General features: G+C 59.5%; 21 protein-coding genes and 1 pseudogene. 19 read left to right on the top strand and 3 right to left on the bottom strand.

Translation table 11 applies throughout. The features are described from left to right. Positions 1-197 precede the first annotated feature (197 nt). Both AB4O41_RS14985 and AB4O41_RS14980 read left to right on the top strand, forming a co-directional pair. Positions 198-1,208 carry a class 1 fructose-bisphosphatase gene (locus AB4O41_RS14985; RefSeq protein WP_123361133.1) on the top strand — a complete coding sequence of 337 codons (1,011 nt, stop codon included), beginning with the start codon at positions 198-200 and terminating at the stop codon, positions 1,206-1,208. A gap of 3 nt (positions 1,209-1,211) precedes the next feature. Further along, positions 1,212-1,814 (top strand): DUF924 family protein, encoded by a 603-nt coding sequence (locus AB4O41_RS14980; protein ID WP_460143727.1) that lies wholly within the window; start codon positions 1,212-1,214, stop codon positions 1,812-1,814. A gap of 125 nt (positions 1,815-1,939) precedes the next feature. On the opposite strand, the gene AB4O41_RS14975 is transcribed toward AB4O41_RS14980, so the two are convergent. Beyond that, positions 1,940-2,704, bottom strand: a complete 765-nt coding sequence (locus tag AB4O41_RS14975) for a methyl-accepting chemotaxis protein (protein ID WP_437128280.1) — start codon at positions 2,702-2,704, stop codon at positions 1,940-1,942. A gap of 141 nt (positions 2,705-2,845) precedes the next feature. Next, a pseudogene (locus AB4O41_RS14970) lies at positions 2,846-3,697 on the bottom strand (cache domain-containing protein); the annotation flags it as partial. 415 nt (positions 3,698-4,112) lie between these two features. Here AB4O41_RS14970 and AB4O41_RS14965 point away from each other — a divergent pair. Further along, positions 4,113-4,367 (top strand): hypothetical protein, encoded by a 255-nt coding sequence (locus AB4O41_RS14965; protein ID WP_008068804.1) that lies wholly within the window; start codon positions 4,113-4,115, stop codon positions 4,365-4,367. Between the two features lie 33 nt (positions 4,368-4,400). Then, positions 4,401-4,970 carry a lipocalin family protein gene (locus AB4O41_RS14960; RefSeq protein ID WP_460143726.1) on the top strand — a complete coding sequence of 190 codons (570 nt, stop codon included), beginning with the start codon at positions 4,401-4,403 and terminating at the stop codon, positions 4,968-4,970. 133 nt (positions 4,971-5,103) lie between these two features. Here AB4O41_RS14960 and AB4O41_RS14955 read toward each other — a convergent pair whose 3' ends face one another. Further along, a complete protein-coding gene (locus AB4O41_RS14955; protein WP_460143725.1) occupies positions 5,104-6,468 on the bottom strand; it encodes a formimidoylglutamate deiminase in 1,365 nt (454 codons plus the stop codon). 188 nt (positions 6,469-6,656) lie between these two features. Here AB4O41_RS14955 and hutC point away from each other — a divergent pair, with 188 nt between their 5' ends. The 15 genes from hutC (at position 6,657) to dtd (ending at position 23,795) form a co-directional block, all read left to right on the top strand. Beyond that, on the top strand, positions 6,657-7,325 hold the full coding sequence (gene hutC, locus AB4O41_RS14950) for a histidine utilization repressor (RefSeq protein ID WP_231669701.1): 669 nt from the start codon (positions 6,657-6,659) through the stop codon (positions 7,323-7,325). 23 nt (positions 7,326-7,348) lie between these two features. After that, complete coding sequence (locus AB4O41_RS14945; protein ID WP_460143724.1) at positions 7,349-7,918, top strand: HutD/Ves family protein; 570 nt, start codon at positions 7,349-7,351, stop codon at positions 7,916-7,918. 478 nt (positions 7,919-8,396) lie between these two features. After that, positions 8,397-10,085: a urocanate hydratase gene (gene hutU, locus AB4O41_RS14940; RefSeq protein WP_460143723.1), complete on the top strand. Its 1,689-nt coding sequence runs from the start codon at positions 8,397-8,399 to the stop codon at positions 10,083-10,085. 232 nt (positions 10,086-10,317) lie between these two features. Continuing rightward, on the top strand, positions 10,318-11,286 hold the full coding sequence (locus tag AB4O41_RS14935) for an ABC transporter substrate-binding protein (protein WP_460143722.1): 969 nt from the start codon (positions 10,318-10,320) through the stop codon (positions 11,284-11,286). A gap of 71 nt (positions 11,287-11,357) precedes the next feature. Then, complete coding sequence (locus tag AB4O41_RS14930) at positions 11,358-12,209, top strand: ABC transporter permease (RefSeq protein WP_030129253.1); 852 nt, start codon at positions 11,358-11,360, stop codon at positions 12,207-12,209. Continuing rightward, on the top strand, positions 12,206-13,057 hold the full coding sequence (locus AB4O41_RS14925) for a quaternary amine ABC transporter ATP-binding protein (protein WP_258619181.1): 852 nt from the start codon (positions 12,206-12,208) through the stop codon (positions 13,055-13,057). Before AB4O41_RS14930 ends, AB4O41_RS14925 begins: the two co-directional genes overlap by 4 nt. A 158-nt stretch (positions 13,058-13,215) precedes the next feature. Then, a complete protein-coding gene (gene hutH, locus AB4O41_RS14920) occupies positions 13,216-14,739 on the top strand; it encodes a histidine ammonia-lyase (RefSeq protein ID WP_460143721.1) in 1,524 nt (507 codons plus the stop codon). Positions 14,740-14,853: 114 nt separating this feature from the next. Continuing rightward, positions 14,854-16,386 carry a histidine ammonia-lyase gene (gene hutH, locus AB4O41_RS14915; RefSeq protein WP_460143720.1) on the top strand — a complete coding sequence of 511 codons (1,533 nt, stop codon included), beginning with the start codon at positions 14,854-14,856 and terminating at the stop codon, positions 16,384-16,386. A 149-nt stretch (positions 16,387-16,535) separates the two neighbouring features. Next, positions 16,536-17,945 (top strand): amino acid permease, encoded by a 1,410-nt coding sequence (locus AB4O41_RS14910; RefSeq protein WP_460143719.1) that lies wholly within the window; start codon positions 16,536-16,538, stop codon positions 17,943-17,945. A gap of 17 nt (positions 17,946-17,962) precedes the next feature. Next, complete coding sequence (gene hutI, locus AB4O41_RS14905) at positions 17,963-19,186, top strand: imidazolonepropionase (protein WP_460143718.1); 1,224 nt, start codon at positions 17,963-17,965, stop codon at positions 19,184-19,186. Beyond that, positions 19,179-19,979 carry an N-formylglutamate deformylase gene (gene hutG / locus AB4O41_RS14900; protein ID WP_460143717.1) on the top strand — a complete coding sequence of 267 codons (801 nt, stop codon included), beginning with the start codon at positions 19,179-19,181 and terminating at the stop codon, positions 19,977-19,979. The genes hutI and hutG overlap by 8 nt, the downstream gene beginning before the upstream one ends. A 240-nt stretch (positions 19,980-20,219) precedes the next feature. Beyond that, positions 20,220-21,167: a choline ABC transporter substrate-binding protein gene (locus AB4O41_RS14895; RefSeq protein WP_460143716.1), complete on the top strand. Its 948-nt coding sequence runs from the start codon at positions 20,220-20,222 to the stop codon at positions 21,165-21,167. Between the two features lie 185 nt (positions 21,168-21,352). Further along, on the top strand, positions 21,353-22,273 hold the full coding sequence (locus AB4O41_RS14890) for an alpha/beta hydrolase (RefSeq protein ID WP_460143715.1): 921 nt from the start codon (positions 21,353-21,355) through the stop codon (positions 22,271-22,273). 116 nt (positions 22,274-22,389) lie between these two features. After that, positions 22,390-23,361: a prolyl aminopeptidase gene (gene pip, locus AB4O41_RS14885; RefSeq protein ID WP_048396065.1), complete on the top strand. Its 972-nt coding sequence runs from the start codon at positions 22,390-22,392 to the stop codon at positions 23,359-23,361. After that, a complete protein-coding gene (dtd, locus tag AB4O41_RS14880) occupies positions 23,358-23,795 on the top strand; it encodes a D-aminoacyl-tRNA deacylase (RefSeq protein ID WP_123361149.1) in 438 nt (145 codons plus the stop codon). The genes pip and dtd overlap by 4 nt, the downstream gene beginning before the upstream one ends. Positions 23,796-24,053: the final 258 nt, after the last annotated feature.

Raw genomic sequence — 24,053 nt, 5'->3', positions numbered from 1 at the left:
GTAGGAGCGAGGCTGCCCGCGAAGGCGTCCTTCCGGCCACCAAAAATATTGAAACTGCCGCCAATCGCGGCCGCATTTCGAACTACGCTCAACCCCGCGCATGAACTCTATTGGGCGTATCACGTCTGATAGGAGGAAATGCGCCCCGACTCGCGTTAAACTGCGCGGGTTTTTAGCCCCCCATTCCGGAGTCTTCCATGTCCCGCGTTACCTTGAGTCGCTATTTGATTGAGCAGACCCGCAGCAACAACACTCCTGCCGATCTGCGCTTCCTGATCGAAGTGGTGGCGCGTGCCTGCAAGGAGATCAACCACGCCGTGTCCAAAGGCGCCTTGGGTGGCGTTCTGGGCAGCATGGGCACTGAAAACGTCCAAGGCGAAGTGCAGAAGAAACTCGACGTGCTGTCCAACGAGATCCTGCTTGAAGCCAACGAGTGGGGCGGTCACTTGGCCGGCATGGCGTCCGAAGAAATGGACAACGCCTACCAGATCCCGGGCAAATACCCGAAAGGCGCGTACCTGCTGGTATTCGACCCGCTGGACGGCTCGTCGAACATCGACATCAACGCCCCGGTCGGCACCATCTTCTCGGTACTGCGTTGCCCGAACGAATACCTGAGCCAGAACGAGCCCTTGAATGAAAAGGCTTTCCTGCAGCCAGGTACCCAGCAAGTGGCCGCCGGTTATGCGATCTATGGTCCACAGACCATGCTGATCCTGACCCTGGGCGACGGCGTGAAAGGTTTCACCCTGGACCGTGAAATGGGCAGCTTCGTCCTGACCCATGAAGACATCACCATTCCTGAAACCACGCAGGAATTCGCCATCAACGCGTCCAACCAGCGTCACTGGGAAGCTCCGGTACAGCGCTACGTGGGCGAGTTACTGGCAGGCGAAGAAGGCCCGCTGAAAAAGAACTACAACATGCGTTGGGTTGCCGCAATGGTCGCCGACGTGCACCGCATCCTGACCCGCGGCGGTCTGTTCATGTACCCACGCGACAGCCGCGAGCCGTCGAAGCCGGGCAAGCTGCGCCTGATGTACGAAGCCAACCCGATGTCGTTCCTGGTTGAACAAGCGGGTGGCGCATCCACTGACGGCCACCAGCGCATCCTCGACATCCAGCCGGAAGGCCTGCACCAGCGTGTTGCGGTGTTCCTCGGTTCGAAAGAAGAAGTTGCCCGCGTCACGGCTTACCACAAGGAATAAACCATGACCGCGCCCTGGCAGCCGTTGCTCGAATGGTGGTTCGGATCTTTCGAATCACCCAACGAAATATCGGCTGACAAGGGCAAGTTATGGTTTGGCAAGCGCGACAGCCAGGACCTCGAAGCGCGGATGCGTTTCGGGGGCCAGGTCGAGCAGGCACTGGCCGGCGGATTGACCGAATGGGTGCAATGCCCTGAAGGTTGGCTGGCCTTGGTGCTGCTACTCGATCAACTGCCACGAATGATCTTTCGCGACACCCCTAAATCCTTTTCAGGCGACCTCAGGGCTCAGGCACTGGTAGCGCAAGGCATTGCCGCGGATTTCGATCGGCAACTGCGACCGATCCAGCGGGTGTTTATCTATCTGGTGTTCGAGCACTGCGAGAATCTGGCGGTGCAAAACGAAGCGGTTTCGCGGTTTCTTGATCTGGTTGAACAGCAACCCGAGGCAGATCGGGCGGTGTTTGCCGACAACCTGGATTATGCCGAGCGGCATCAGAAGATCATTGCGCGGTTTGGACGGTTTCCCCATCGCAATGCGGTGTTGGGGCGCGAATCTACGGCTGAGGAAATTGAGTTTCTTTCAGGACCTGGATCCCGGTTCTAACTGATCGTTCCCACGCGCAGCAAAGGAATGCAGCCCGGGACGCTCCGCGTCCCTTCCAGAGCCGAACGCGGAGCGTCCGTTGAGGCGTTCCCACGCAGAGCGTGGGAACGATCAGCGCTCGGTAGTTAGATCCTGAAACTTCCAACCAACTGCTTCAACCGCGCGGCCTGCTGCTCAAGATCAGCACACGCACGCAAGGTCGACTGCAAGTTCTCCACACCTTCCTGATTCAGTGTGTTGATCTCGGTGATGTCGACATTGATCGACTCCACCACAGCGGTTTGTTCCTCGGTCGCGGCGGCCACCGACTGGTTCATCCCGTCGATCTCACCGATGCGCTGCGTCACGCTGCCCAGGCGTTCGCCCGCCTGGTTGGCGATGCCGACGCTGCTTTCGCTCTGGCGCTGGCTGTCGGTCATGGTGCTGACCGCTTCCCGGGCGCCTACTTGCAATTCTTCGATCATCTTCTGCACTTGCTGCGCCGAATCCTGAGTGCGGTGAGCGAGGTTGCGCACCTCATCCGCGACCACGGCAAAACCACGGCCGGCTTCACCGGCACGGGCTGCTTCGATGGCAGCGTTGAGCGCCAGCAGGTTGGTTTGCTGCGAGATGCTGGTGATCACTTCCAGAATCTGGCCGATGTTTACCGTGTTGCTGTTCAGGGTTTCAATGTTGCCGCAGGAGTCGCTGATTTTTGCCGACAGCTGCTGCATGGCTGCGATGGTTTTATCCACCACTTGCTGACCGTCTTCGGCCAAGGCACGGGCGTCGCTCGAATGTTGCGAGGCGAGGGCGGCGTTCTGGGCAATTTCCTGGGCGGCGGCACCCAGTTCGTTGATTGCTGCAGCCACGCTGCTGGTGCGTGAGGCTTGCTGATCGGAGTTGAACATCGATGAGTTCGATGCAGCTACTACGCGCAAGGCGACTTCGTTGACCTGGCCGGTGGCCGAGGACACTTCGCGGATCGAGGTATGAACACGCTCTACAAAACGGTTGAACGAGGTGCCCAACGCACCGAATTCGTCCTGGCCGTGAATGGTCAGGCGCTTGGTCAGGTCACCTTCGCCCTCGGCGATGTCATGCATGGCGCGACCCATGGTCAGCAGCGGTTGCATCAGCACGCGGATCAACATGCTCAGCAGCGCGATGATAATCACCACGGCGATGACCATGGCGATGATAGCCGAGGTGCGGAATTCGCTGAGCATCGAGAATGCGGTGTCTTTATCCAGCACCAGCGCTACATACCAATCTGCCGACGGTACACCGTTGATGTGAGTGAAGGAGATGAACCGGGTTTTGCCGTCCAGTTCGACTTCTTTCAGGCCCGGGCTGATTTTCGGCGCGCCGTTGGGATAGGCATCAGCCAGGTTCTTGAGCACCAGTTTGCTGTCCGGGTGGATCAGAATCTTGCCGTCGGCGCTGACGATAAAGGCATGGCCATGACCGCCGAAATTCAGCAAGTTGATGATCGCGCTGACGCTGGACAGGTCGATATCCGCGCCGGCGACGCCAATCATTTGATTCTGGTACTTCACTGGCGTGGCAACGGTGATCACCAGTTTGCCCGATGAAGCCGCGATGTAGGGTTCGGTAACAATGGTCTGTTGCGCATTGTTGGCCGCCTTGTACCAGCCACGAACGCGGGGGTCATAGTCGGCGGCGCGGTTGCCGGCCGGGACCGAAAACATCACGCCATCGGTGCCGCCGAAGTAGCTCAGCTGGAAGTTGCTGGTGTAGGCCGGCAGATCGATGGCGCGCTTGAGGTTGGCCTGGGCGCTGCCGTCCACGGCGATCTGCTGGGACAGCGATTGCAGCAACTGGATGCGGCTTTCCAGCCAGGTCTGGATGTTGCTGGTAGTCAGGCTGCCGAGTTCCTGCATCGAAGACTCGGTACTGCTGCGCAGGGTCTGCCGCTGGCGGTAATCGTTGAACAGAATGAAACAGGCGAATGCAACGGCCACCACAAGAGCGGCTGCCAACAGGATTTTGTGGCTGAACTTCATGTTTCTGGTCATTAAATGAGCTACCGCGAAGGGCTGATCAACAAGGGGTGTCAATTTGCCGCAGTGGAAGGCTTTGCACTGCTTCTATGTCGACTGGCCCGCGCCAAAGATTAGGCGGCTTCTGCGAAAACCGACGAAATACTCAGTGACGGGAAAAAGTGGCTGATTTATCGACAAAAGGTTGACGGGTGGCCAAACAAATAGCCGGATGCTCAGGGAACCAGAGAGAGGTTTTCTCTTCTAAGCTTCAGCTTGGCAGCCATGCCATTCCCTTCGCCCCAGGAGTTACACCATGTCGCTGCGATCTATCGCCTTGCTCTCGTTCTGCGTGTTGTTGGCAGCATGCGGCAAGATCAATCAAGAAAATTACTCGAAGCTGTCGACCGGCATGCCCAAGGCCGAGGTTGAAACCTTGCTGGGCAAACCTGCCGATTGCTCGGGCGCACTCGGTATGTCCAGTTGCACCTGGGGCGATAAAAACAGCTTTATCAGCGTGCAGTACGCCGGTGACAAAGTGCTGATGTTTTCTGGCCAAGGCCTGAAGTAAACCGGGGCTATTCGCCCGCGGGAGAAAAAAATAATGAAGCGGTTACTGATCGTTCTTTTTGCCGGCCTGGTATTGGCCGGCTGCGCCACCTCTGGCGTAGATCCGTTGGCACCCAAGACCGTCAACACGGTCAACCTCAAGCGCTACCAGGGAACCTGGTACGAACTGGCGCGTCTGCCGGTGTATTTTCAGCGCAACTGCGCGCAATCCGAAGCCCATTACAGCCTCAAGCCTGAAGGTGACATGGCGGTGCTGAACCGCTGCCTGACGTCGGACTGGCAATGGGAAGAGGCCAAAGGCACGGCTTATCCACAGGTGCCCGGCAAGGCCGACAAGCTGTGGGTCGAGTTCGATACCTGGTTCTCGCGACTGATACCCGGTGTGGCGAAGGGAGAGTACTGGGTGTTGTACGTCAGCGATGATTACAAGACCGCGATTGTCGGCGACCCGAGCCGCCGTCATCTCTGGCTAATGTCACGCACCCCGACGGTCAATGGTGTAGTGCGCGAAGAACTGCTGAGCAAGGCGCGTCAACAGGGTTATGACACGACGCGGCTGATCTGGCGCACGTCGGATACCAAAATGGCAAAGACCTCGAACTGATTGCCAACGAAGATTAAATGTGGGAGCGGCGGTGCGACGATTCGACTTGCTCGCGAAAGCGGTCTGTCAGTCAACAATTATGTTGAAGATGACGGCCCCTTCGCGAGCAAGCCCGCTCCCACATTTTTTTGTGTCAGCCTAAGAGATCGCGCAAGACTTGGGTGAAGGCGCGGTTACTCTCTTCTTCCCCGGCATGGCGCCCGTCACGCACGACCCACTGGCCGTTGACCAGCACATCCCGCACCTGACGATCGCCACCGGCAAACAGCCAACGATTGAGAATCCCGTCGCCACTGGCCGTCGCCAGATACGGATCGTTGCCATCGAGCACCAACCAATCCGCACGCTTGCCGACTTCCAGAGCGCCAATTGGCTGCCCCAGCGCCTGGGCGCCGCCATCCAGCGCAGCGTCGTACAGTGTGCGGCCGACCATCGGCTGATCCGCGCCATACAAACGATTACGCCGCTGATCGCGCAGACGCTGGCCGTATTCCAGCCAGCGCAATTCTTCCACCACGCTCAACGACACATGACTATCGGAACCGATACCCATGCGCCCACCTTGCGCCAGGAAGTCTACCGCCGGAAAAATCCCATCGCCGAGGTTGGCTTCGGTGGTCAGGCACAGGCCGGCGATGGCGCGGCTCTTGGCCATGAGCGTGACTTCTTCCGGGTTGGCGTGGGTCGCGTGGACCAGGCACCAGCGCTGATCGACTTCGGTGTTTTCGTACAGCCATTGCAGCGGACGTCGGCCGCTCCAACTCATGCAGTCATCGACTTCCTTCTGTTGTTCGGCGATGTGAATGTGTACCGGGCACTGCTTGTCGCTGGCCGCCAGCACTTCACTGATCTGCTGCGGGGTGACCGCGCGCAACGAGTGGAAACACAAACCCAGGGCCTGGGCCGGTTGCTGCGCCAGGATAGGCTGCAAGCGCGACTGAAGTTTCAGGTAGTTTTCGGTGCTGTTGATAAAGCGGCGCTGACCTTCGTTCGGGGTCTGGCCACCGAAACCGGAATGGCTGTAGAGCACCGGCAGCAGGGTCAGACCGATACCGGCGGAGCTGGCGGCCTGACTGATGCGCAGTGCCAGTTCGGCCGGGTCTGCGTATGGTTGGCCGCTCGTGTCGTGGTGTACGTAATGAAATTCCGCGACCGAGGTGTAACCGGCCTTGAGCATTTCGATGTACAGCTGACGGGCGATGACGCCGAGTTGGTCCGGGCTGATTTTTCCGACGAGCCGGTACATCAAATCGCGCCAGGTCCAGAAACTGTCATTCGGATTACCCGCCACTTCCGCCAACCCGGCCATGGCTCGCTGGAAGGCGTGGGAGTGCAAATTAGGCATTCCCGGAAGTAGCGGGCCGCTCAGCCGTTCGGCGTCATCTGCGTGAGAATCGGCCTGGATATGGGTCAGTACGCCATCGGCGCTGACCTCAAGACGTACATTGTTGGCCCATCCACTAGGCAGCAGCGCGCGTTCGGCAAAGAAGGCGGACATGGTTCAGCACCCCATCGTGTGTTATTTGTATATACATATACAGACGTTTGCCTGCTCGGTAAACTCCGGCAAGCTAGCAACTTCTACCTGATCAACAAGGATTAATCGTGCCGACTCCGCCTGCAGTCTCCCCGTTGGCCGCACACTTGGGCGACAGTCCGGCGCCCCTGTACGCCCGCGTGAAACAGATGATCACCCAGCAGATCGACAGTGGAAACTGGCCGCCGCACTACCGCGTTCCATCGGAAAGCGAGTTGGTCAACCAGCTGGGTTTCAGCCGCATGACCATCAACCGCGCGCTGCGCGAGATGACCGCCGACGGCTTGCTGGTGCGCATGCAGGGTGTCGGTACGTTCGTCGCCGAGCCGAAAAGTCAGTCTGCCTTGTTTGAAGTGCACAACATCGCCGACGAGATCGCCTCCCGTGGCCATCGCCATACCTGCAAGGTGATCACCCTCGAAGAAGAGGCCGCCGGTTCCGAGCGGGCCGTGGCCCTGGACATGCGCGAAGGCCAGAAAGTTTTCCACTCGCTGATCGTGCATTTCGAAAACGATATTCCGGTGCAAATCGAAGACCGTTTCGTCAACGCGCTAGTGGCGCCGGACTACCTCAAGCAAGACTTCACCCTGCAAACGCCTTACGCCTATCTGAATCAGGTCGCGCCGTTGACTGAAGGTGAGCACGTGGTCGAAGCGATTCTCGCCGAGCCGTCCGAATGCAAGTTGCTGCAGATTGAGAAGGGCGAACCCTGCCTGCTGATTCGTCGCCGCACCTGGTCCGGCCGTCAGCCCGTGACCGCCGCGCGTTTGATCCACCCCGGTTCCCGTCATCGTCTGGAAGGACGGTTCCACAAATAAAGAGCCATAAATAAAGAGCCCTAATGAGCCAGTTGAAAGTGTTACGCGCGGCCGATTACCCGCGCATGCCGTGGAAAAACGGCGGTGGCAGTACCGAAGAAATCACCCGTGATGGAGGTGCAGGCCTTGAGGGTTTCGGCTGGCGCTTGTCGATTGCCGACATCGGTGAGTCGGGCGGGTTTTCCACCTTTGCCGGCTATGAGCGGGTGATCACCGTGCTGCAAGGCGAGGGCATGACTTTGCGCGTCGACGGTCAGGACACGCGCCCGTTGTTACCGCTGGATCCGTTTGCTTTCAGTGGCGAGAGTCATGTGTCCTGCACATTGCTCGGAGGCCTGATTCGTGATTTCAACCTGATTTATGCACCGGACCGTTACCGCGCGCGGTTGCAGTGGCTGGAGGGCGAGCAGCGGTTTTTCAGTTCAGCCGGCACCGTGCTGGTGTTCAGCGTGGTTGAACAGCTTGAAGTGAAGGTTGGTAACAGCATCTCTCAGTTAGGGCGCCATGATTGTCTGCAACTGGACGGTAACGCCGGGCTGCTGGATATATCCATCAAGGGTCAGTGCTGTGTGATCGAGCTGATCGCACGCTGATCCAACACCGATTCGCTTCTATCGCGGGCAAGCCCGCTCCCACAGGTTTCGGGCTGGATTGTATATTTATGATCCAGCCGCGATCATTGTGGGAGCGGGCTTGCCCGCGATGCTTTTCAGGGCTCAAAACACGTTTCCCATTGCGCACCACTTTGTTACCGAACGCCCCAGCGTGGCGCAAAACCACGCTCAAGTAACAATTATCCTTCCCCGCGAAAATTCCCCAGAAAAATTTCATCTTCCTCAAAACCCTTGATCTACAGGCTTTCCAGCCCCTTAAAAACTTTTCTTGAACACTCATCCAGTAAGTTGGCCGCTTGATTGCATATGCTTGTATGTACAAGTAAAGACGTATGCGTATGAGTCGATTCGAGGCTCCTCGCAGCGTCCACTGATTCGCTTGTGGCGCTTTGACGCGCACAGGCTGGCTCGCCCACTGCCAGGGCTGGTTTGAATTGATCGCTGAGGAGTCTTTTTCGTGACTGACAATACCCAGAAACCTACTAAATACCGCAATGTCGAAATCCGCGCTGCCCGCGGTAACACGCTGACCGCCAAGAGCTGGCTGACTGAAGCGCCGCTGCGCATGCTGATGAACAACCTCGACCCGGAAGTCGCCGAGAACCCTAAAGAACTGGTGGTTTACGGTGGTATCGGTCGTGCGGCACGTAACTGGGAGTGCTACGACAAGATCGTCGAAAGCCTGACCAACCTGAACGACGACGAGACCCTGCTGGTGCAATCCGGCAAGCCGGTCGGCGTGTTCAAAACCCACAGCAATGCCCCGCGCGTACTGATCGCCAACTCCAACCTGGTGCCACACTGGGCGAGCTGGGAACACTTTAACGAACTGGACGCCAAAGGCCTGGCCATGTACGGCCAGATGACCGCCGGCAGCTGGATCTACATCGGCAGCCAGGGCATCGTTCAAGGCACCTACGAAACCTTCGTCGAAGCCGGTCGCCAACACTACAACGATGACCTTAAAGGTCGTTGGGTCCTGACCGCAGGCCTCGGCGGCATGGGCGGCGCTCAACCATTGGCCGCAACCCTGGCCGGTGCTTGCTCGCTGAACATCGAATGCCAGCAGGTCAGCATCGATTTCCGCCTGAACAGCCGCTATGTCGATGAGCAAGCCACTGACCTCGACGACGCTCTGGCCCGCATCGCCAAGTACACCAAAGAAGGCAAAGCGATTTCCATCGCCCTGCTGGGTAACGCGGCTGAAATCCTTCCAGAACTGGTCAAGCGCGGCGTGCGCCCAGACATGGTCACCGACCAGACCAGCGCCCACGACCCGCTCAACGGCTACCTGCCGGCCGGCTGGACCTGGGAAGAGTACCGCGCTCGTGCCAAGACCGAGCCTGCTGCCGTGGTCAAAGCCGCCAAGCAGTCCATGGCCGTGCACGTTAAAGCGATGCTCGACTTCCAGAAAATGGGTATTCCGACCTTCGACTACGGCAACAACATCCGTCAGATGGCTCAGGAAGAAGGCGTCGAGAACGCATTCGACTTCCCAGGTTTCGTACCGGCTTATATCCGTCCGCTGTTCTGCCGCGGCATCGGCCCATTCCGTTGGGCTGCGCTGTCGGGCGATCCGCAGGACATCTACAAGACCGACGCCAAAGTAAAAGAACTGATTCCGGACGACGCCCACCTGCACAACTGGCTGGACATGGCTCGCGAGCGCATCAGCTTCCAGGGGCTGCCGGCACGTATCTGCTGGGTTGGCCTGGGCCTGCGCGCCAAGCTCGGTCTGGCTTTCAACGAAATGGTTCGCAGCGGTGAGTTGTCGGCGCCGATCGTGATCGGTCGCGACCACCTGGACTCCGGTTCGGTTGCCAGCCCGAACCGCGAAACCGAATCGATGCAGGACGGTTCCGACGCCGTGTCCGACTGGCCACTGCTCAACGCTCTGCTCAACACCGCGAGCGGAGCGACCTGGGTTTCCCTGCACCACGGCGGCGGCGTCGGCATGGGCTTCTCCCAGCACTCGGGCATGGTGATTGTCTGCGACGGTACTGACGAAGCGGCCGAGCGTATCGCTCGCGTACTGCACAACGACCCGGCCACCGGTGTCATGCGTCACGCCGATGCGGGTTACCAGATCGCGATTGACTGCGCCAAGGAACAAGGGCTGAACCTGCCGATGATTACCGGCAAGTAACACCTGATCTGTGGGAGCTGCTTTTATGTGAGAGCGAGCCCGCTCGCTCTCACTGGCCAGACAGTGGCATAGCGCAACACCAGACCGTTTGATCCTGCCGGTCGAGCAGGACGCGATCACCGAACAAAAGCTGAATGTCGGTCGCGCTGCGGCGCAGGCCTGACTGGACGTGGACAGGGCTGGATGCCTCTTGACTGCCGTAAGCCAACTCATGATTAGGAGCGTCACAACAATGAAATCGAACAAGACCCTGCTGACCACATTGCTTTCCATGGGCCTGCTGGCCAGCGCCGGCGCCACTCAGGCGGCTGGTTGGTGCGAATCGGGCAAACCGGTGAAGTTCGCCGGCCTGAACTGGGAAAGCGCCATGCTGCTGACCGACGTGCTGCAAGTCGTGTTGGAGAAAGGTTACGACTGCAAGACCGACAGCCTGCCAGGCAACTCCATCACCATGGAAAACGCCCTGAGCAGCAACGATATTCAAATCTTCGCCGAAGAGTGGGTCGGTCGTAGCGAAGTCTGGAACAAGGCCGAGAAGACCGGCAAAGTTGTCGGTGTCGGCGCGCCTGTCGTGGGTGCTGTCGAAGGTTGGTACGTGCCGCGTTACGTGATCGAAGGCGACGCCAAGCGCAAGCTGGAGCCTAAAGCTCCGGACCTGAAAGCGATTGCCGATCTGGGTAAATACGCTGCAGTGTTCAAGGATCAGGAAGAGCCATCCAAGGGCCGTTTCTATAACTGCCCGGCCGGCTGGACCTGTGAGCTGGACAACAGCGAAATGCTCAAAAGCTACGGTCTGGAAAGCACCTACACCAACTTCCGTCCGGGCACCGGCCCGGCGCTGGATGCGGCGGTATTGTCGAGCTACAAGCGCGGCGAGCCGATCCTGTTCTACTACTGGTCGCCAACTCCGCTGATGGGCCAGGTCGACCTGGTCAAACTCGAAGAGAAACCAGGTGTGGACAAGCAAGTGACCATCAAGGTCGGCCTGTCCAAGACCTTCCACGAGCAAGCTCCGGAACTGGTGGCTGTGCTGGAGAAGGTCAACCTGCCAATCGACTTGCTTAACCAGAACCTCGGGCGCATGGCCAAAGAGCGGATCGAATCGCCAAAACTGGCCAAGATCTTCTTGAAGGAACATCCTGAAGTCTGGCACGCGTGGGTGAGCGAAGACGCAGCCAAAAAGATCGACGCGGCCTTGTAGGTTGAGTCTCTCCGACTGTCGGCAACGGCAGTCGGATGCTTGATCGCAACCCCTTGATTGAGAGTCTTTTTATGTTTCCCGAAAGCTTTACCTTTTCCATCGCCGACTGGGTCAACAGTTGGGTCGATTCGCTGGTCACCAACTACGGCGATGTGTTCCGCAGCATCTCCGACACCCTGTTGTGGGCCATCGTCAATCTCGAAGGACTGCTGCGTGCGGCGCCCTGGTGGCTGATGCTGGCAATCGTGGCGGGCGTTGCCTGGCACGCGACCCGCAAAGTCGTGACCACGTCGGTCATCGTCGGTCTGCTGTTCCTGGTGGGTGCGGTCGGCCTCTGGGACAAGCTGATGCAGACCCTGGCGCTGATGATGGTGGCAACCGTCATCTCGGTGCTGATCGGCATTCCGTTGGGTATTCTCTCGGCGCGCAGCAATCGCCTGCGTTCGGTGCTGATGCCGTTGCTGGACATCATGCAGACCATGCCGAGCTTCGTGTACCTGATCCCGGTGCTGATGCTGTTCGGCCTGGGCAAGGTCCCGGCGATTTTCGCCACGGTGATCTACGCCGCGCCGCCGCTGATCCGCCTGACCGATCTGGGTATTCGTCAGGTCGACGGTGAAGTGATGGAAGCGATCAACGCCTTCGGCGCCAATCGCTGGCAACAACTGTTTGGCGTGCAACTGCCGCTGGCCCTGCCGAGCATCATGGCCGGGATCAACCAGACCACCATGATGGCCCTGTCGATGGTGGTCATCGCCTCGATGATCGGTGCCCGTGGCTTGGGTGAAGATGTGTTGGTGGGGATTCAGACCCTCAACGTCGGACGTGGTCTTGAGGCCGGTCTGGCGATCGTGATTCTGGCAGTGGTCATCGACCGCATTACTCAGGCGTATGGTCGGCCACGGCATGAGGTGAGCAAATGAGCAACGAAGCCATTAGCAAAAGCAATGAAGCCATTAGCAAGATCGAAGTCAAAAACGTCTTCAAGATTTTCGGCAGCCGTTCCAAGGATGCGCTGGGCATGATTGGCCAGGGCAAGACCAAAGACCAGGTATTGGCCGAAACCGGCTGCGTGGTCGGCGTGAACGACCTGTCGCTGAGCATCGGCACTGGCGAAATCTTCGTGATCATGGGCCTGTCGGGTTCCGGCAAGTCGACCCTGGTGCGCCACTTCAATCGCCTGATCGACCCCACCAGCGGCGCGATCCTGGTGGACGGCGTGGACATCCTGCAATACGACATGGAAGCCCTGCGCGAATTTCGCCGGCACAAGATCAGCATGGTGTTCCAGAGCTTCGGCCTGCTGCCGCACAAAACCGTGCTGGATAACGTCGCCTATGGCCTGAAAGTGCGTGGCGAGAGCAAGCAAATGTGCGCCGAGCGCGCGCTGCACTGGATCAACACCGTGGGCCTCAAGGGCTACGAAAACAAATACCCGCACCAGCTTTCCGGCGGTATGCGCCAGCGTGTGGGCCTGGCCCGCGCCTTGGCGGCTGACACCGACATCATCTTGATGGACGAAGCTTTCAGCGCCCTCGACCCGCTGATCCGCGCCGAAATGCAGGACCAGTTGCTGGAACTGCAAAAGACCCTGCACAAGACCATCGTCTTCATCACCCACGACCTCGACGAGGCTGTGCGTATTGGCAACCGCATTGCGATTCTCAAGGATGGCCGCCTGATTCAGGTCGGCACGCCACGAGAGATCCTGCATTCGCCGGCGGATGAGTATGTGGACCGGTTTGTTCAGCGGCGTGCTGCGGTGGTTTAAAGGCCGATCGTTCCCACGCTCTGCGTGGGAATGCATCCCGTGACGCTCCGCGTCATACATGCGCAGGGCTTGAGCCTTGCGCTGACAACGGGACGCATAGCGTCCCAGGCGGCATTCCCACGCAGAGCGTGGGAACGATCAAGTTCAAGAGGTTAATGATGTCCCAGGCTGAAAAAATCGTTATCGCCGACGCCCCGTTGCGCTGGCAGGATGTGGTTGCCGTAGCCCGTCACGGCGCACAGCTCGAGCTGTCGTCCCAGATCTGGGCGCGGATCGAAAATGCCCAGGCGATCGTCCAGCGCATCGTCGCCAGCGGCGAGCGTGCCTACGGCGTCAACACCGGCCTGGGCGCCTTGTGCAACGTCTCGCTCAAAGGCGAACAACTCAGCCAACTGTCGCGCAACACCTTGCTCAGTCACGCCTGTGGCGTCGGCGCGCCATTGGCCGACGAACAGACCCGCGCAATCATCTGCGCCGCTATTCACAACTATAGCCATGGCAAATCCGGCATTCATCGCCGGGTGGTCGAAGCGCTGTTGGCCTTGCTCAATCGCGGCATCACCCCGCAAGTGCCGTCCCAGGGTTCGGTGGGCTACCTGACCCACATGGCCCACATCGGAATCACTCTGCTGGGTGTCGGCAATGTCAGCTATCGCGGGCAGATCGTTTCCGCGCAGCAGGCGTTGAGCGAGGAAGGTCTGCAACCGGTTCAGCTCGGCGCCAAAGATGGCTTGTGCCTGGTTAACGGCACGCCGTGCATGACCGGTCTCAGCTGTCTGGCCATTGCCGATGCGACGCGTCTGGTGCAGTGGGCCGATGTGATCGGCGCCATGAGCTTCGAAGCTCAGCGTGGCCAGATTGCCGCATTTGATGCCGAGATCATCGCGCTCAAACCCCATCCGGGCATGCAGCAAGTCGGCATCAACCTGCGGGCGTTGCTAGATGGCAGTGAAGTGATTGCCAGCAGCAAAGGCATTCGGACTCAAGATGCGTTAAGCATCCGTTCGATCCCGCAAGTCCACGGCGCCGCTCGCGATCAACTTGAGCACGCGAAAAAGCAGATCGAAACCGAACTCAATTCTGTCACCGACAACCCGATGCTACTGGGCACGCCGGATAACTTCCGAGTGGTGTCCCAGGCCAACCCGCACGGTCAGTCAGTGGCATTGGCGGCGGATTTGCTGGCGATTGCCATGGCCGAAATCGGCTCCATCGCCGAGCGTCGCCTGGACCGTTTGATCAACCCGCACGTCAGCGGTCTGCCGGCGTTTCTGGTGGCCAATCCCGGGGTGAATTCCGGGATGATGATCGTCCAGTACGTTGCCGCTTCCCTGTGTGCGGAAAACCGCCAGTTGGCGCAACCGGCAGTGCTCGATAACTACGTCACCTCGGGCTTGCAGGAAGACCATCTGAGCATGGGCACCAACGCCGCGCTGAAGCTGCATCGCGCGCTGGAAAACTGCACGCAGATCCTTGCCATTGAATATTTGCTGGCATCCCAGGCGTTTGAATTCCTCAAAGAGCAACGCTTTGGCGCTGGCACCGATACCGCGTGGCGTCTGCTGCGTGAGCGAGTCCCGGCCTACGACCAGGACCGTTGGTTGTCACCGGACATCGCCGCCGCTGCCAGTGTGTTGAAAGACCCGATTTTGTTGCACAAGGCTTTACCCAACCTCAATTGATTCCAACAACACCAGCGTGCCAAGGCGCGTCTCCCCAAAAGCGAGACGCGACGGACAACGGACATCTCCGGAGCGTCTGGTGAGTTAATAAGAAGCTCTCAAAAGGAGAATGATGTGACTGCGCTTAATTTGATTCCCGGCCAACTGAGCCTTGCCCAACTGCGTGATGTTTATCAGCACCCGGTCAAAATCACCCTCGACAACAGCGCTTCGGCGCAAATCGAAGCCAGCGTCGCCTGCGTGGAACAGATCCTCGCCGAGAACCGCACTGCGTATGGCATCAACACCGGTTTCGGCCTGCTGGCCTCGACCCGCATCGCCAGCGAAGACCTGGAAAACCTGCAGCGCTCGCTCGTTCTGTCCCACGCCGCCGGTGTTGGCGAGCCGATCAGCGACGCCTTGGTGCGGCTGGTCATGGTGCTCAAGGTCAACAGCCTGAGCCGTGGCTTCTCCGGGATTCGTCGTGTGGTGATCGACGCGCTGATTGCGCTGATCAACGCCGAGGTTTATCCGCACATTCCGTTGAAAGGCTCGGTCGGTGCTTCCGGCGACCTGGCGCCGTTGGCCCACATGTCTCTCGTGCTGCTGGGCGAAGGCAAGGCGCGTTACAAAGGCGAGTGGATGCAAGCCACTGAAGCACTGAAAGTCGCCGGCCTGACCCCGCTGACCCTGGCCGCGAAAGAAGGCCTGGCGCTGCTCAACGGTACTCAGGTTTCTACTGCTTATGCATTGCGCGGTTTGTTCGAAGGCGAAGACCTGTTTGCTGGCGCCCTGGCCATTGGTGGTATGACTGTTGAAGCCGTGCTGGGCTCGCGCTCGCCATTCGACGCACGCATTCATGCGGCTCGCGGCCAGAAAGGCCAGATCGACGCCGCTGCCGCTTACCGCGATCTGCTGGGCGAGCGCAGTGAAGTATCCGACTCGCACCAGAACTGCGAAAAGGTCCAGGACCCGTACTCCCTACGCTGCCAGCCGCAAGTCATGGGCGCCTGCCTGACCCAGTTCCGTCAGGCCGCCGAAGTGCTCGCCATCGAAGCCAACGCTGTATCGGACAACCCGCTGGTGTTCGCCGCTGAAGGCGACGTGATCTCCGGCGGTAACTTCCACGCCGAGCCGGTGGCCATGGCCGCCGACAACATGGCATTGGCTATTGCCGAAATCGGTTCGCTGAGCGAGCGTCGTATCTCGCTGATGATGGACAAGCACATGTCGCAACTGCCGCCGTTCCTGGTGGCCAATGGCGGCGTGAACTCCGGCTTCATGATCGCCCAGGTGACTGCTGCGGCACTGGCCAGCGAAAACAAGGCGCTGTCTCATCCGCACTCGGTGGACAGTCTGCCGACTTCCGCCAACCAGGAAGACCATGTGTCCATGGCTCCGGCAGCGGGCAAGCGTCTGTGGGAAATGGCGGAAAACACGCGTGGGGTTCTGGCGGTGGAATGGCTGGCGGCGGCTCAGGGTCTCGATCTGCGTGAAGGTCTGAAAACCTCGGCCAAACTGGAAAAGGTTCGGGCGATTTTGCGGGCTGAAGTACCTTTTTATGAGAAGGACCGTTTCTTTGCGCCAGACATCAATGCGGCGAGTGAGTTGTTGGCGACGCGTTGCCTGAATGAGCTGGTTACGGCGAAGTTGCTGCCTAGCCTGTAATGGCTCCTTCTCTGATGATCGTTCCCACGCTCTGCGTGGGAATGCCTCTAGGGACGCTCTGCGTCCAGTGACGCGGAGCGTCACGGGCTGCATTCCTTTGCTGCGCGTGGGAGCGATCAGTCGCCAATAAAAATAATTAAGGACGAGAAATGCAACAGCCAACAAAAGGTTTGAAACGCGGGCTCTCTGCCCGACATATTCGCTTCATGGCGCTGGGGTCGGCTATCGGCACCGGGCTGTTCTACGGTTCTGCCTCGGCCATTCAAATGGCCGGGCCTGCGGTATTGCTCGCTTACCTGATCGGTGGCGCGGCGGTGTTCATGGTCATGCGCGCCCTCGGCGAGATGGCGGTGCACAACCCGGTGGCCGGCTCTTTCGGCCATTACGCCAGCACCTATCTGGGGCCGATGGCAGGCTTCATCCTTGGTTGGACCTATGCGTTCGAAATGGTCATCGTCGGTATGGCCGACGTCACTGCGTTCGGTATTTACATGGGCTTCTGGTTTCCGGAAGTCGCTCGCTGGATTTGGGTACTCGGCATCGTTTCGGTGGTCGGCGGCTTGAACCTGTGCAACGTCAAAGTCTTCGGTGAAATGGAGTTCTGGTTGTCGCTGCTCAAGGTCGCGGCCATCGTTGCGATGATCCTGGGTGGCTTCGGCATCATGCTGTTCGGTATCAGCACCGCGCCGGGCGCCCAGGCGACCGACATCAGCAACCTCTGGAGCCATGGCGGCTTCATGCCCAACGGCGTGGGTGGCCTGATCGCTTCGTTTGCCGTGGTGATGTTTGCGTTTGGCGGCATTGAAATCATCGGCGTAACGGCTGGTGAAGCCAAAGACCCGCAGCACGTGCTGCCCCGGGCGATCAATGCCGTACCGTTGCGTATCCTGCTGTTCTACGTGCTGACGATGTTTGTGCTGATGTCGATCTTTCCTTGGCAGCAGATTGGCAGCCAAGGCAGTCCATTCGTGCAGATTTTCGACAACCTGGGCATTAGCTCGGCCGCGACCATCCTCAACATCGTGGTGATCTCGGCGGCGGTGTCGGCCATCAACAGTGACATTTTCGGCGCTGGCCGGATGATGTATGGGTTGGCTCAGCAAGGGCACGCACCCAAAGGCTTCGCCCGCCTGTCGGGCAATGGTGTGCCATGGATGACCGTGGTGGTGATGAGTGTCGCGCTGCTGCTGGGCGTGCTGCTGAACTACCTGATTCCGGAAAATGTGTTTCTGTTGATCGCCTCCATCGCTACCTTCGCCACGGTGTGGGTCTGGCTGATGATTCTGTTCACCCAGGTGGCGATGCGTCGTTCCATGAGCGCCGAGCAGGTCGCACAACTCAAATTCCCGGTGCCGTTCTGGCCCTATGCGCCGATGGCGGCGATTGCTTTCATGCTGTTCATTTTCGGCGTGCTGGGCTATTTCCCGGATACACAGGCGGCTCTGATCGTCGGCGTGGTCTGGATTGTATTGCTGGTGCTGGCCTACCTGACGTGGGTGAAACCGGCGGCAGGGAAGGCAGTACCGGTGGAGCGGGAACCTTCTTTTTCTCATCGATAACCTAACGGAGGCCACGGATGAAAACTCTCTGGCAACACTGCCACGTCGCAACGATGGCGCAAGGCGTCTACTCGATCATCGAGGATGCGGCCATCGTGACGTCAGGTGCGCACATTGAGTGGATTGGTCCGCGCGGCGAACTGCCGTCAGGCGAGTACCCGGCAGTCAATGATCTTAAAGGGGCCTGGGTGACTCCGGGCCTGATCGACTGCCATACCCACACGGTGTTCGGCGGTAATCGCAGCGGTGAATTCGAGCAACGTCTGCAAGGCGTCAGTTATGCGGAAATTGCCGCGGCCGGCGGTGGCATTGCCAGCACCGTGCGCGCCACTCGCTTAGCCTCCGAAGACGAGCTGTTCGCCAGCGCCGCCAAGCGCCTGAAGAGCCTGATGCGCGACGGCGTTACCACGGTCGAGATGAAGTCCGGCTACGGCCTGGACCTGGCCAGCGAACGCAAAATCCTGCGGGTGATCCGCCGTCTCGGCGCTGAATTGCCAGTCAGCGTGCGCAGCACCTGCCTGGCCGCCCACGCTCTGCCGCCGGAATATGTTGATCGCGCCGACGACTACATCGATCACATCTGCAGCGAAATGCTCCCGGCCCTGGCGGCCGAAGGGCTGGTGGATGCGGTGGACGCTTTCTGCGAGTACCTGGCATTTTCGCCGGAACAGGTCGAACGGGTTTTCGTCGCTGCGCAGAACCTCGGCTTGCCGGTGAAGCTGCATGCCGAGCAATTGTCGTCGCTGCACGGGTCGAGCCTGGCGGCGCGTTACCACGCATTGTCCGCCGATCACCTGGAATTCATGACCGAAGACGACGCCATCGCCATGGCCAAGTCCGGCACCGTCGCGGTATTGCTGCCCGGCGCGTTCTACTTCCTGCGAGAAACCCAATTGCCGCCGATGGAAGCCCTGCGCAAACACGGCGTAAAAATCGCCATCGCCAGCGACCTTAACCCGGGCACTTCGCCGGCGCTGTCGTTGCGATTGATGCTGAACATGGCCTGCACCTGTTTCCGCATGACCCCGGAAGAGGCTCTGGCTGGCGCAACGATTCATGCCGCCACCGCGCTGGGCATGGCCGAAACTCATGGTTCGCTGGAAGCCGGCAAAGTCGCAGACTTCGTCGCCTGGCAGATTGATCGACCGGCCGACCTGTCGTACTGGCTGGGCGGCGACCTGGAAAAACGCGTCGTGCGTCACGGCGTCGAGACAAGCATTCAGGAGAGCAGTTGTGGATAAGGTTCTGAACTTCAAACAAGGCCGCGTGCCGCTGCTGATCAGCATGCCCCACGCCGGCCTGCGCCTGACCCCAGTGGTCGAAGCGGGATTGATTCCCGACGCGAAAAGCCTGCCGGACACCGACTGGCACATCCCAAGGCTTTACGAGTTCGCCGCCGAGCTGGGCGCCAGCACCCTGGCGGCCGAGTACTCGCGGTTTGTCATCGACCTGAACCGACCGTCCGACGACAAGCCTTTGTATGTCGGCGCCACGACCGGTCTGTACCCGGCGACGCTGTTCGACGGTATTCCGTTGTTCCGCGAAGGGCTGCAGCCATCGGCTGCAGAGCGGGCGACTTACCTGGAGCATATCTGGACGCCGTATCACCGCACCTTGCAGGAAGAACTGGCGCGGCTGAAAGCCGAATTCGGCTACGCGCTGCTATTCGATGCGCACTCGATCCGTTCGATCATCCCGCACCTGTTCGACGGCAAGTTGCCGGACTTCAACCTCGGCACCTTCAACGGCGCCAGTTGCGATCCCCAATTGGCCAGCCAACTGGAAGCCATCTGCGCACGGCATGGCGATTACAGTCATGTGCTGAACGGTCGCTTCAAGGGCGGGCACATCACCCGGCATTACGGCAACCCGGCCGAGAACATCCATGCCGTGCAACTGGAGTTGGGTCAGTGCACTTACATGGAAGAGTTCGAGCCATTCCGTTATCGCCCGGACCTTGCGGCGCCGACGCAGGTGGTGCTCAGGGAATTGCTGCAAGGGCTGCTGGCGTGGGGCGAAAAGCACTACAGCTGACTGATCGTTCCCACGCTCCGCGTGGGAATGCCTCTAGGGACGCTCCGCGTCCAGTGACGCGGAGCGTCACGGGCTGCATTCCCACGCAGAGCATGGGAACGATCGGTTGAGACAGTCGCCACCGTGCAAAACACGGTCGCTACAGTTCGCTTTTACCCTCTCGACGCTGCGTAATGTTCTGGGCACGGTGCATGAAGACACCGGGCCCACAATAATCCGCTGCCGCACGAGATCATCCCGATGAAAAGACTGTTCACCCGCTGTCTCTCAATCCTCTGCGGCACTGCTCTTCTGAGCACCAGCGTTTTCGCCAACGATCCCGCGTCCTGCAAGACCGTGCGCATGGGCGTGGTCAACTGGACTGACGTGATCGCCACCAGTGGCATGGCTGACGTATTGCTCAACGGCCTTGGCTACGAAAGCAAACAAACCAGCGCCGTGCAGCAAATCATCTTCGCCGGCATCCGCGACAAACGCCTCGATATCTTCCTCGGTTACTGGAAACCGGCGATGGACAAAAACATCGCACCGTTTGTGGCCGCCAGTCAGGTGAAGGTCATGGACCAACCGAGCCTCTCGGATGCCCAGGCAACCCTTGCCGTGCCTGACTATGTTGCGGCGGCGGGCCTTAAAACCTTCGCCGACATTGCCAGGTTCAAGGATCAGCTCGGCGGCAAGATCTACGGCATCGAGCCGGGCAGCGGGGCCAACACCACGATCAAAACCATGATCGAGACCAATCACTTTGGCTTGAAGGATTTCAAACTGATCGAGTCCGGTGAGGCCGGGATGCTCGCCGCCGTGCAGCGGGCGGTCAATCGCAAGGAGTTCGTGGTGTTCGTCGGCTGGACCCCGCATCCGATGAACATCAACATGAACGTCGCCTACCTGACCGGCAGCGAAGACGTCTACGGGCCGAACGAAGGCGCGGCGACGGTTTCCACCGTGACCGCGCCGGACTATGCCGAACGCTGCCCGAACGTGAACCGCTTGCTGGAAAACCTGACCTTTACCGCCGCTCAGGAAAGTCAGTTGATGGTGCCGATCATGGAGCGCAAGACGCCGCAGGACGTTGCCAGACAATGGCTGCGTGATCATCCCGAAGATCTTCAACGCTGGCTGGCGGGTGTCAGCAGTTTTGATGGCAAGGAGGGGGGGGCAACCGTTCAGGCCAGTTTGAAAAACTGACAAGTCGAGCGGGATCACTGTGGCGAGGGGGGCGCAAATCCTGTGGGAGCGTGGCTTGCCCGCGAAGAACGATGACGCGTAATACCTGAAAAACCGCGGTGCATTTTTCGCGGGCAAGCCACGCTCCCACAGGATTTGCGTCGTTCAAATTTTTTGACTTCCTCTATTTGGCTGGCTGCAGGCTCATGGCTCCTTATCCACTCTCCGAACACATGGCGGCTTTCGTCGAGAAAACCCTCAGCTTCAACAGCACCGACGGCAGCCTTACCGGTTTGCGTCAGGCCTACAGCGAAATGTGCCGGGCGTTTACTCCGCCATGTCCTGCGGAGCTTGAGGTAGTCGACTTCCAATTGGCAGGCGTGGCCGTACGCACCTGGCAACCGCTGGTCACGCCGCCGACCAACGGTTGGCCGTGCATTGTGTACCTGCACGGCGGCGGTTGGGTGGTGGGGGATCTGGATTCCCACGCCTTCATCTGCGCCGAACTGGCGTCGGTGCTCGGGGTTCTGGTGATCGCCGTCGATTATCGATTGGCGCCGGAGCGTCCGTTTCCGGCGGCGTTCGATGACTGCCTGAGTGTATGGCGCGCGTTACGGACGGGGCCGTTTCAGCTCGACCCGGCGCGGACGCTGGTGGCGGGCGATAGCGCTGGCGGCAACCTTGCCGCTGCGTTGTGTCTGGCCTTGCGCGATGCCGGCGAACAGGCGCCTTGCGCACAGATTCTGATCTATCCGGGTTTGAGCGGCGATCACCGGTTGCCATCACGCATTGAATGCGCCGACGCGCCATTGCTCGGCAGCAGCGATCTGGATTGTTATCACGCGTTGTATTTAGGCGGTACCCGACAACCGGGAGCCTATGCGATGCCCTTGCTCGCCGACGATTTCAGCGGTCTGCCACCGGCGTTGATTGCCGTGGCGCAGTTCGACCCGCTGCGCGATGACGGCGTGCTTTACGCCGAGCGACTCAACGCCGCAGGCGTGAGCGCAACGCTTTATTACGGGGAAGGGCTGGTGCATGGCTGTTTGCGGGCACGGAGGCAGGTCGCCGAGGTCGACCGACTCTATGAAACCCTGCTCGGCTATTTGGCTGAGAAGACGGGCTGACAAATGCTGACGCTGCAAGGGGCATGCTCATTGAAGTAATTCGGGTTTATGATGCCGGACGGCAGAATAATAGAAGTCCCCCCAGGGATGACCTCGACCCCTTACGGAGCGCGCAAATGCAGACTTTGTACCCGCAGATCAAACCCCACGCCCGGCACGATCTGGCTGTCGATAAAACCCACACGCTGTATGTCGACGAAAGCGGTTCACCGGAAGGTTTGCCGGTAGTGTTCATCCACGGCGGCCCTGGCGCCGGATGTGATGCCCAGAGCCGCCGGTATTTCGATCCGAACCTGTATCGCATCGTCACCTTCGACCAGCGTGGTTGCGGTCGCTCCACCCCTCACGCCAGCCTGGAAAACAACACCACCTGGGATCTGGTCGCCGACCTCGAGCGGATTCGCAAGCACCTGGGCATCGACAAATGGGTGCTGTTCGGCGGTTCCTGGGGCTCGACCCTGGCCTTGGCCTACGCGCAAACCCACCCGGAGCGCGTGCATGGTTTGATTCTGCGCGGGATTTTTCTCTGCCGTCCCCAGGAAATCGAATGGTTCTACCAGTGCGGCGCCAGTCGCCTGTTTCCCGATTACTGGCAGGACTACATCGCGCCGATCCCGCAGGACGAACGCCACGACTTGCTCTCGGCGTTCCACAAACGCCTGGTCGGCAACGATCAGATCGCCCAGATGCACGCGGCCAAGGCCTGGTCCATGTGGGAAGGCCGCACCGCGACCCTGCGGCCCAATCCGCTGGTGGTCGACCGTTTCTCCGAGCCTCAACGAGCGTTGTCCATCGCCCGTATCGAGTGCCACTACTTCACCAACAATGCTTTCCTCGAGCCGAACCAACTGATTCGTGACATGGCCAAGATCGCGCACCTGCCCGGCGTTATCGTCCATGGTCGTTACGACGTGATCTGTCCGTTGGATAATGCTTGGGAATTGCATCAGGCCTGGCCGAACAGTGAATTGCAGGTGATTCGCGACGCCGGTCATGCAGCGTCCGAATCGGGTATCACCGATGCCTTGGTACGCGCCGCTGATTTGATGGCCCGCCGAATGCTCAACCTGTCGCCTGACGAAGCATGAAGGGCCTGTTGCAACGCGTGCGTGGCGCGCGAGTCGAAGTTGCGGGAGAGGTGGTTGGAGCGATAGATCAGGGGTTGCTGGTGCTGGTGGCGGTCGAGCCCGACGATACTCCGGCCAGCGCCGACAAACTTCTGCATAAACTGCTTAACTATCGAGTATTCAGTGACGCCGAGGGCAAGATGAATCTGTCCTTGGCGGACGTAGGCGGTGGGTTGCTGTTGGTCTCGCAGTTCACCCTGGCCGCCGACACCAAAAACGGGTTGCGCCCCAGTTTTTCGACGGCGGCGCCTCCTGCTTTGGGCGAGGAGCTGTTCGACTATCTATTGGGTAAAGCGAAACAGGTGCATGGCACTGTGGCATCAGGTAGATTCGGCGCGGATATGCAGGTGCATCTGGTCAATGATGGCCCGGTAACCTTCCTGTTACAGACGTGAAAGCGCTTGAAACATCTTTTTAAGTGCATTTCGACTGAAAACAGAGGCTTTTCCCGATAAATACTTGGTTCCCCCTGATGCGTTGTAACGCGGCCTACTAGATAATCGCGCGCTACGGGGATCGGCGTTCGTTGGTCCGTTTTGACTTAGGTAGAGACTTGTCCGAGGCCTGTTGGGGAATCATTTTGCCCCATAGGAGTCGGAACAATGCTCGCCAACTTGGCAAGAGTCGTTCGCAGGGTCGGTTTTTTTCCACCG

This window comes from Pseudomonas sp. S2_A02, from assembly GCF_054668495.1.
This window is presented reverse-complemented; position numbering and strand designations above follow the sequence as displayed.

Excerpts from the sequence above, each read along its gene's own strand:
- AB4O41_RS14985 (WP_123361133.1), top strand. The coding sequence starts at position 198 with ATGTCCCGCGTTACCTTGAGTCGCTATTTGATTGAGCAGACCCGCAGC.
- AB4O41_RS14980 (WP_460143727.1), top strand. The coding sequence starts at position 1,212 with ATGACCGCGCCCTGGCAGCCGTTGCTCGAATGGTGGTTCGGATCTTTC.
- AB4O41_RS14975 (WP_437128280.1), bottom strand. The coding sequence starts at position 2,704 with ATGTTCAACTCCGATCAGCAAGCCTCACGCACCAGCAGCGTGGCTGCA.
- AB4O41_RS14965 (WP_008068804.1), top strand. The coding sequence starts at position 4,113 with ATGTCGCTGCGATCTATCGCCTTGCTCTCGTTCTGCGTGTTGTTGGCA.
- AB4O41_RS14960 (WP_460143726.1), top strand. The coding sequence starts at position 4,401 with ATGAAGCGGTTACTGATCGTTCTTTTTGCCGGCCTGGTATTGGCCGGC.
- AB4O41_RS14955 (WP_460143725.1), bottom strand. The coding sequence starts at position 6,468 with ATGTCCGCCTTCTTTGCCGAACGCGCGCTGCTGCCTAGTGGATGGGCC.
- hutC (WP_231669701.1), top strand. The coding sequence starts at position 6,657 with ATGATCACCCAGCAGATCGACAGTGGAAACTGGCCGCCGCACTACCGC.
- AB4O41_RS14945 (WP_460143724.1), top strand. The coding sequence starts at position 7,349 with ATGAGCCAGTTGAAAGTGTTACGCGCGGCCGATTACCCGCGCATGCCG.
- AB4O41_RS14935 (WP_460143722.1), top strand. The coding sequence starts at position 10,318 with ATGAAATCGAACAAGACCCTGCTGACCACATTGCTTTCCATGGGCCTG.
- AB4O41_RS14930 (WP_030129253.1), top strand. The coding sequence starts at position 11,358 with ATGTTTCCCGAAAGCTTTACCTTTTCCATCGCCGACTGGGTCAACAGT.
- AB4O41_RS14925 (WP_258619181.1), top strand. The coding sequence starts at position 12,206 with ATGAGCAACGAAGCCATTAGCAAAAGCAATGAAGCCATTAGCAAGATC.
- hutH (WP_460143721.1), top strand. The coding sequence starts at position 13,216 with ATGTCCCAGGCTGAAAAAATCGTTATCGCCGACGCCCCGTTGCGCTGG.
- AB4O41_RS14910 (WP_460143719.1), top strand. The coding sequence starts at position 16,536 with ATGCAACAGCCAACAAAAGGTTTGAAACGCGGGCTCTCTGCCCGACAT.
- hutI (WP_460143718.1), top strand. The coding sequence starts at position 17,963 with ATGAAAACTCTCTGGCAACACTGCCACGTCGCAACGATGGCGCAAGGC.
- AB4O41_RS14895 (WP_460143716.1), top strand. The coding sequence starts at position 20,220 with ATGAAAAGACTGTTCACCCGCTGTCTCTCAATCCTCTGCGGCACTGCT.
- AB4O41_RS14890 (WP_460143715.1), top strand. The coding sequence starts at position 21,353 with ATGGCTCCTTATCCACTCTCCGAACACATGGCGGCTTTCGTCGAGAAA.
- pip (WP_048396065.1), top strand. The coding sequence starts at position 22,390 with ATGCAGACTTTGTACCCGCAGATCAAACCCCACGCCCGGCACGATCTG.
- dtd (WP_123361149.1), top strand. The coding sequence starts at position 23,358 with ATGAAGGGCCTGTTGCAACGCGTGCGTGGCGCGCGAGTCGAAGTTGCG.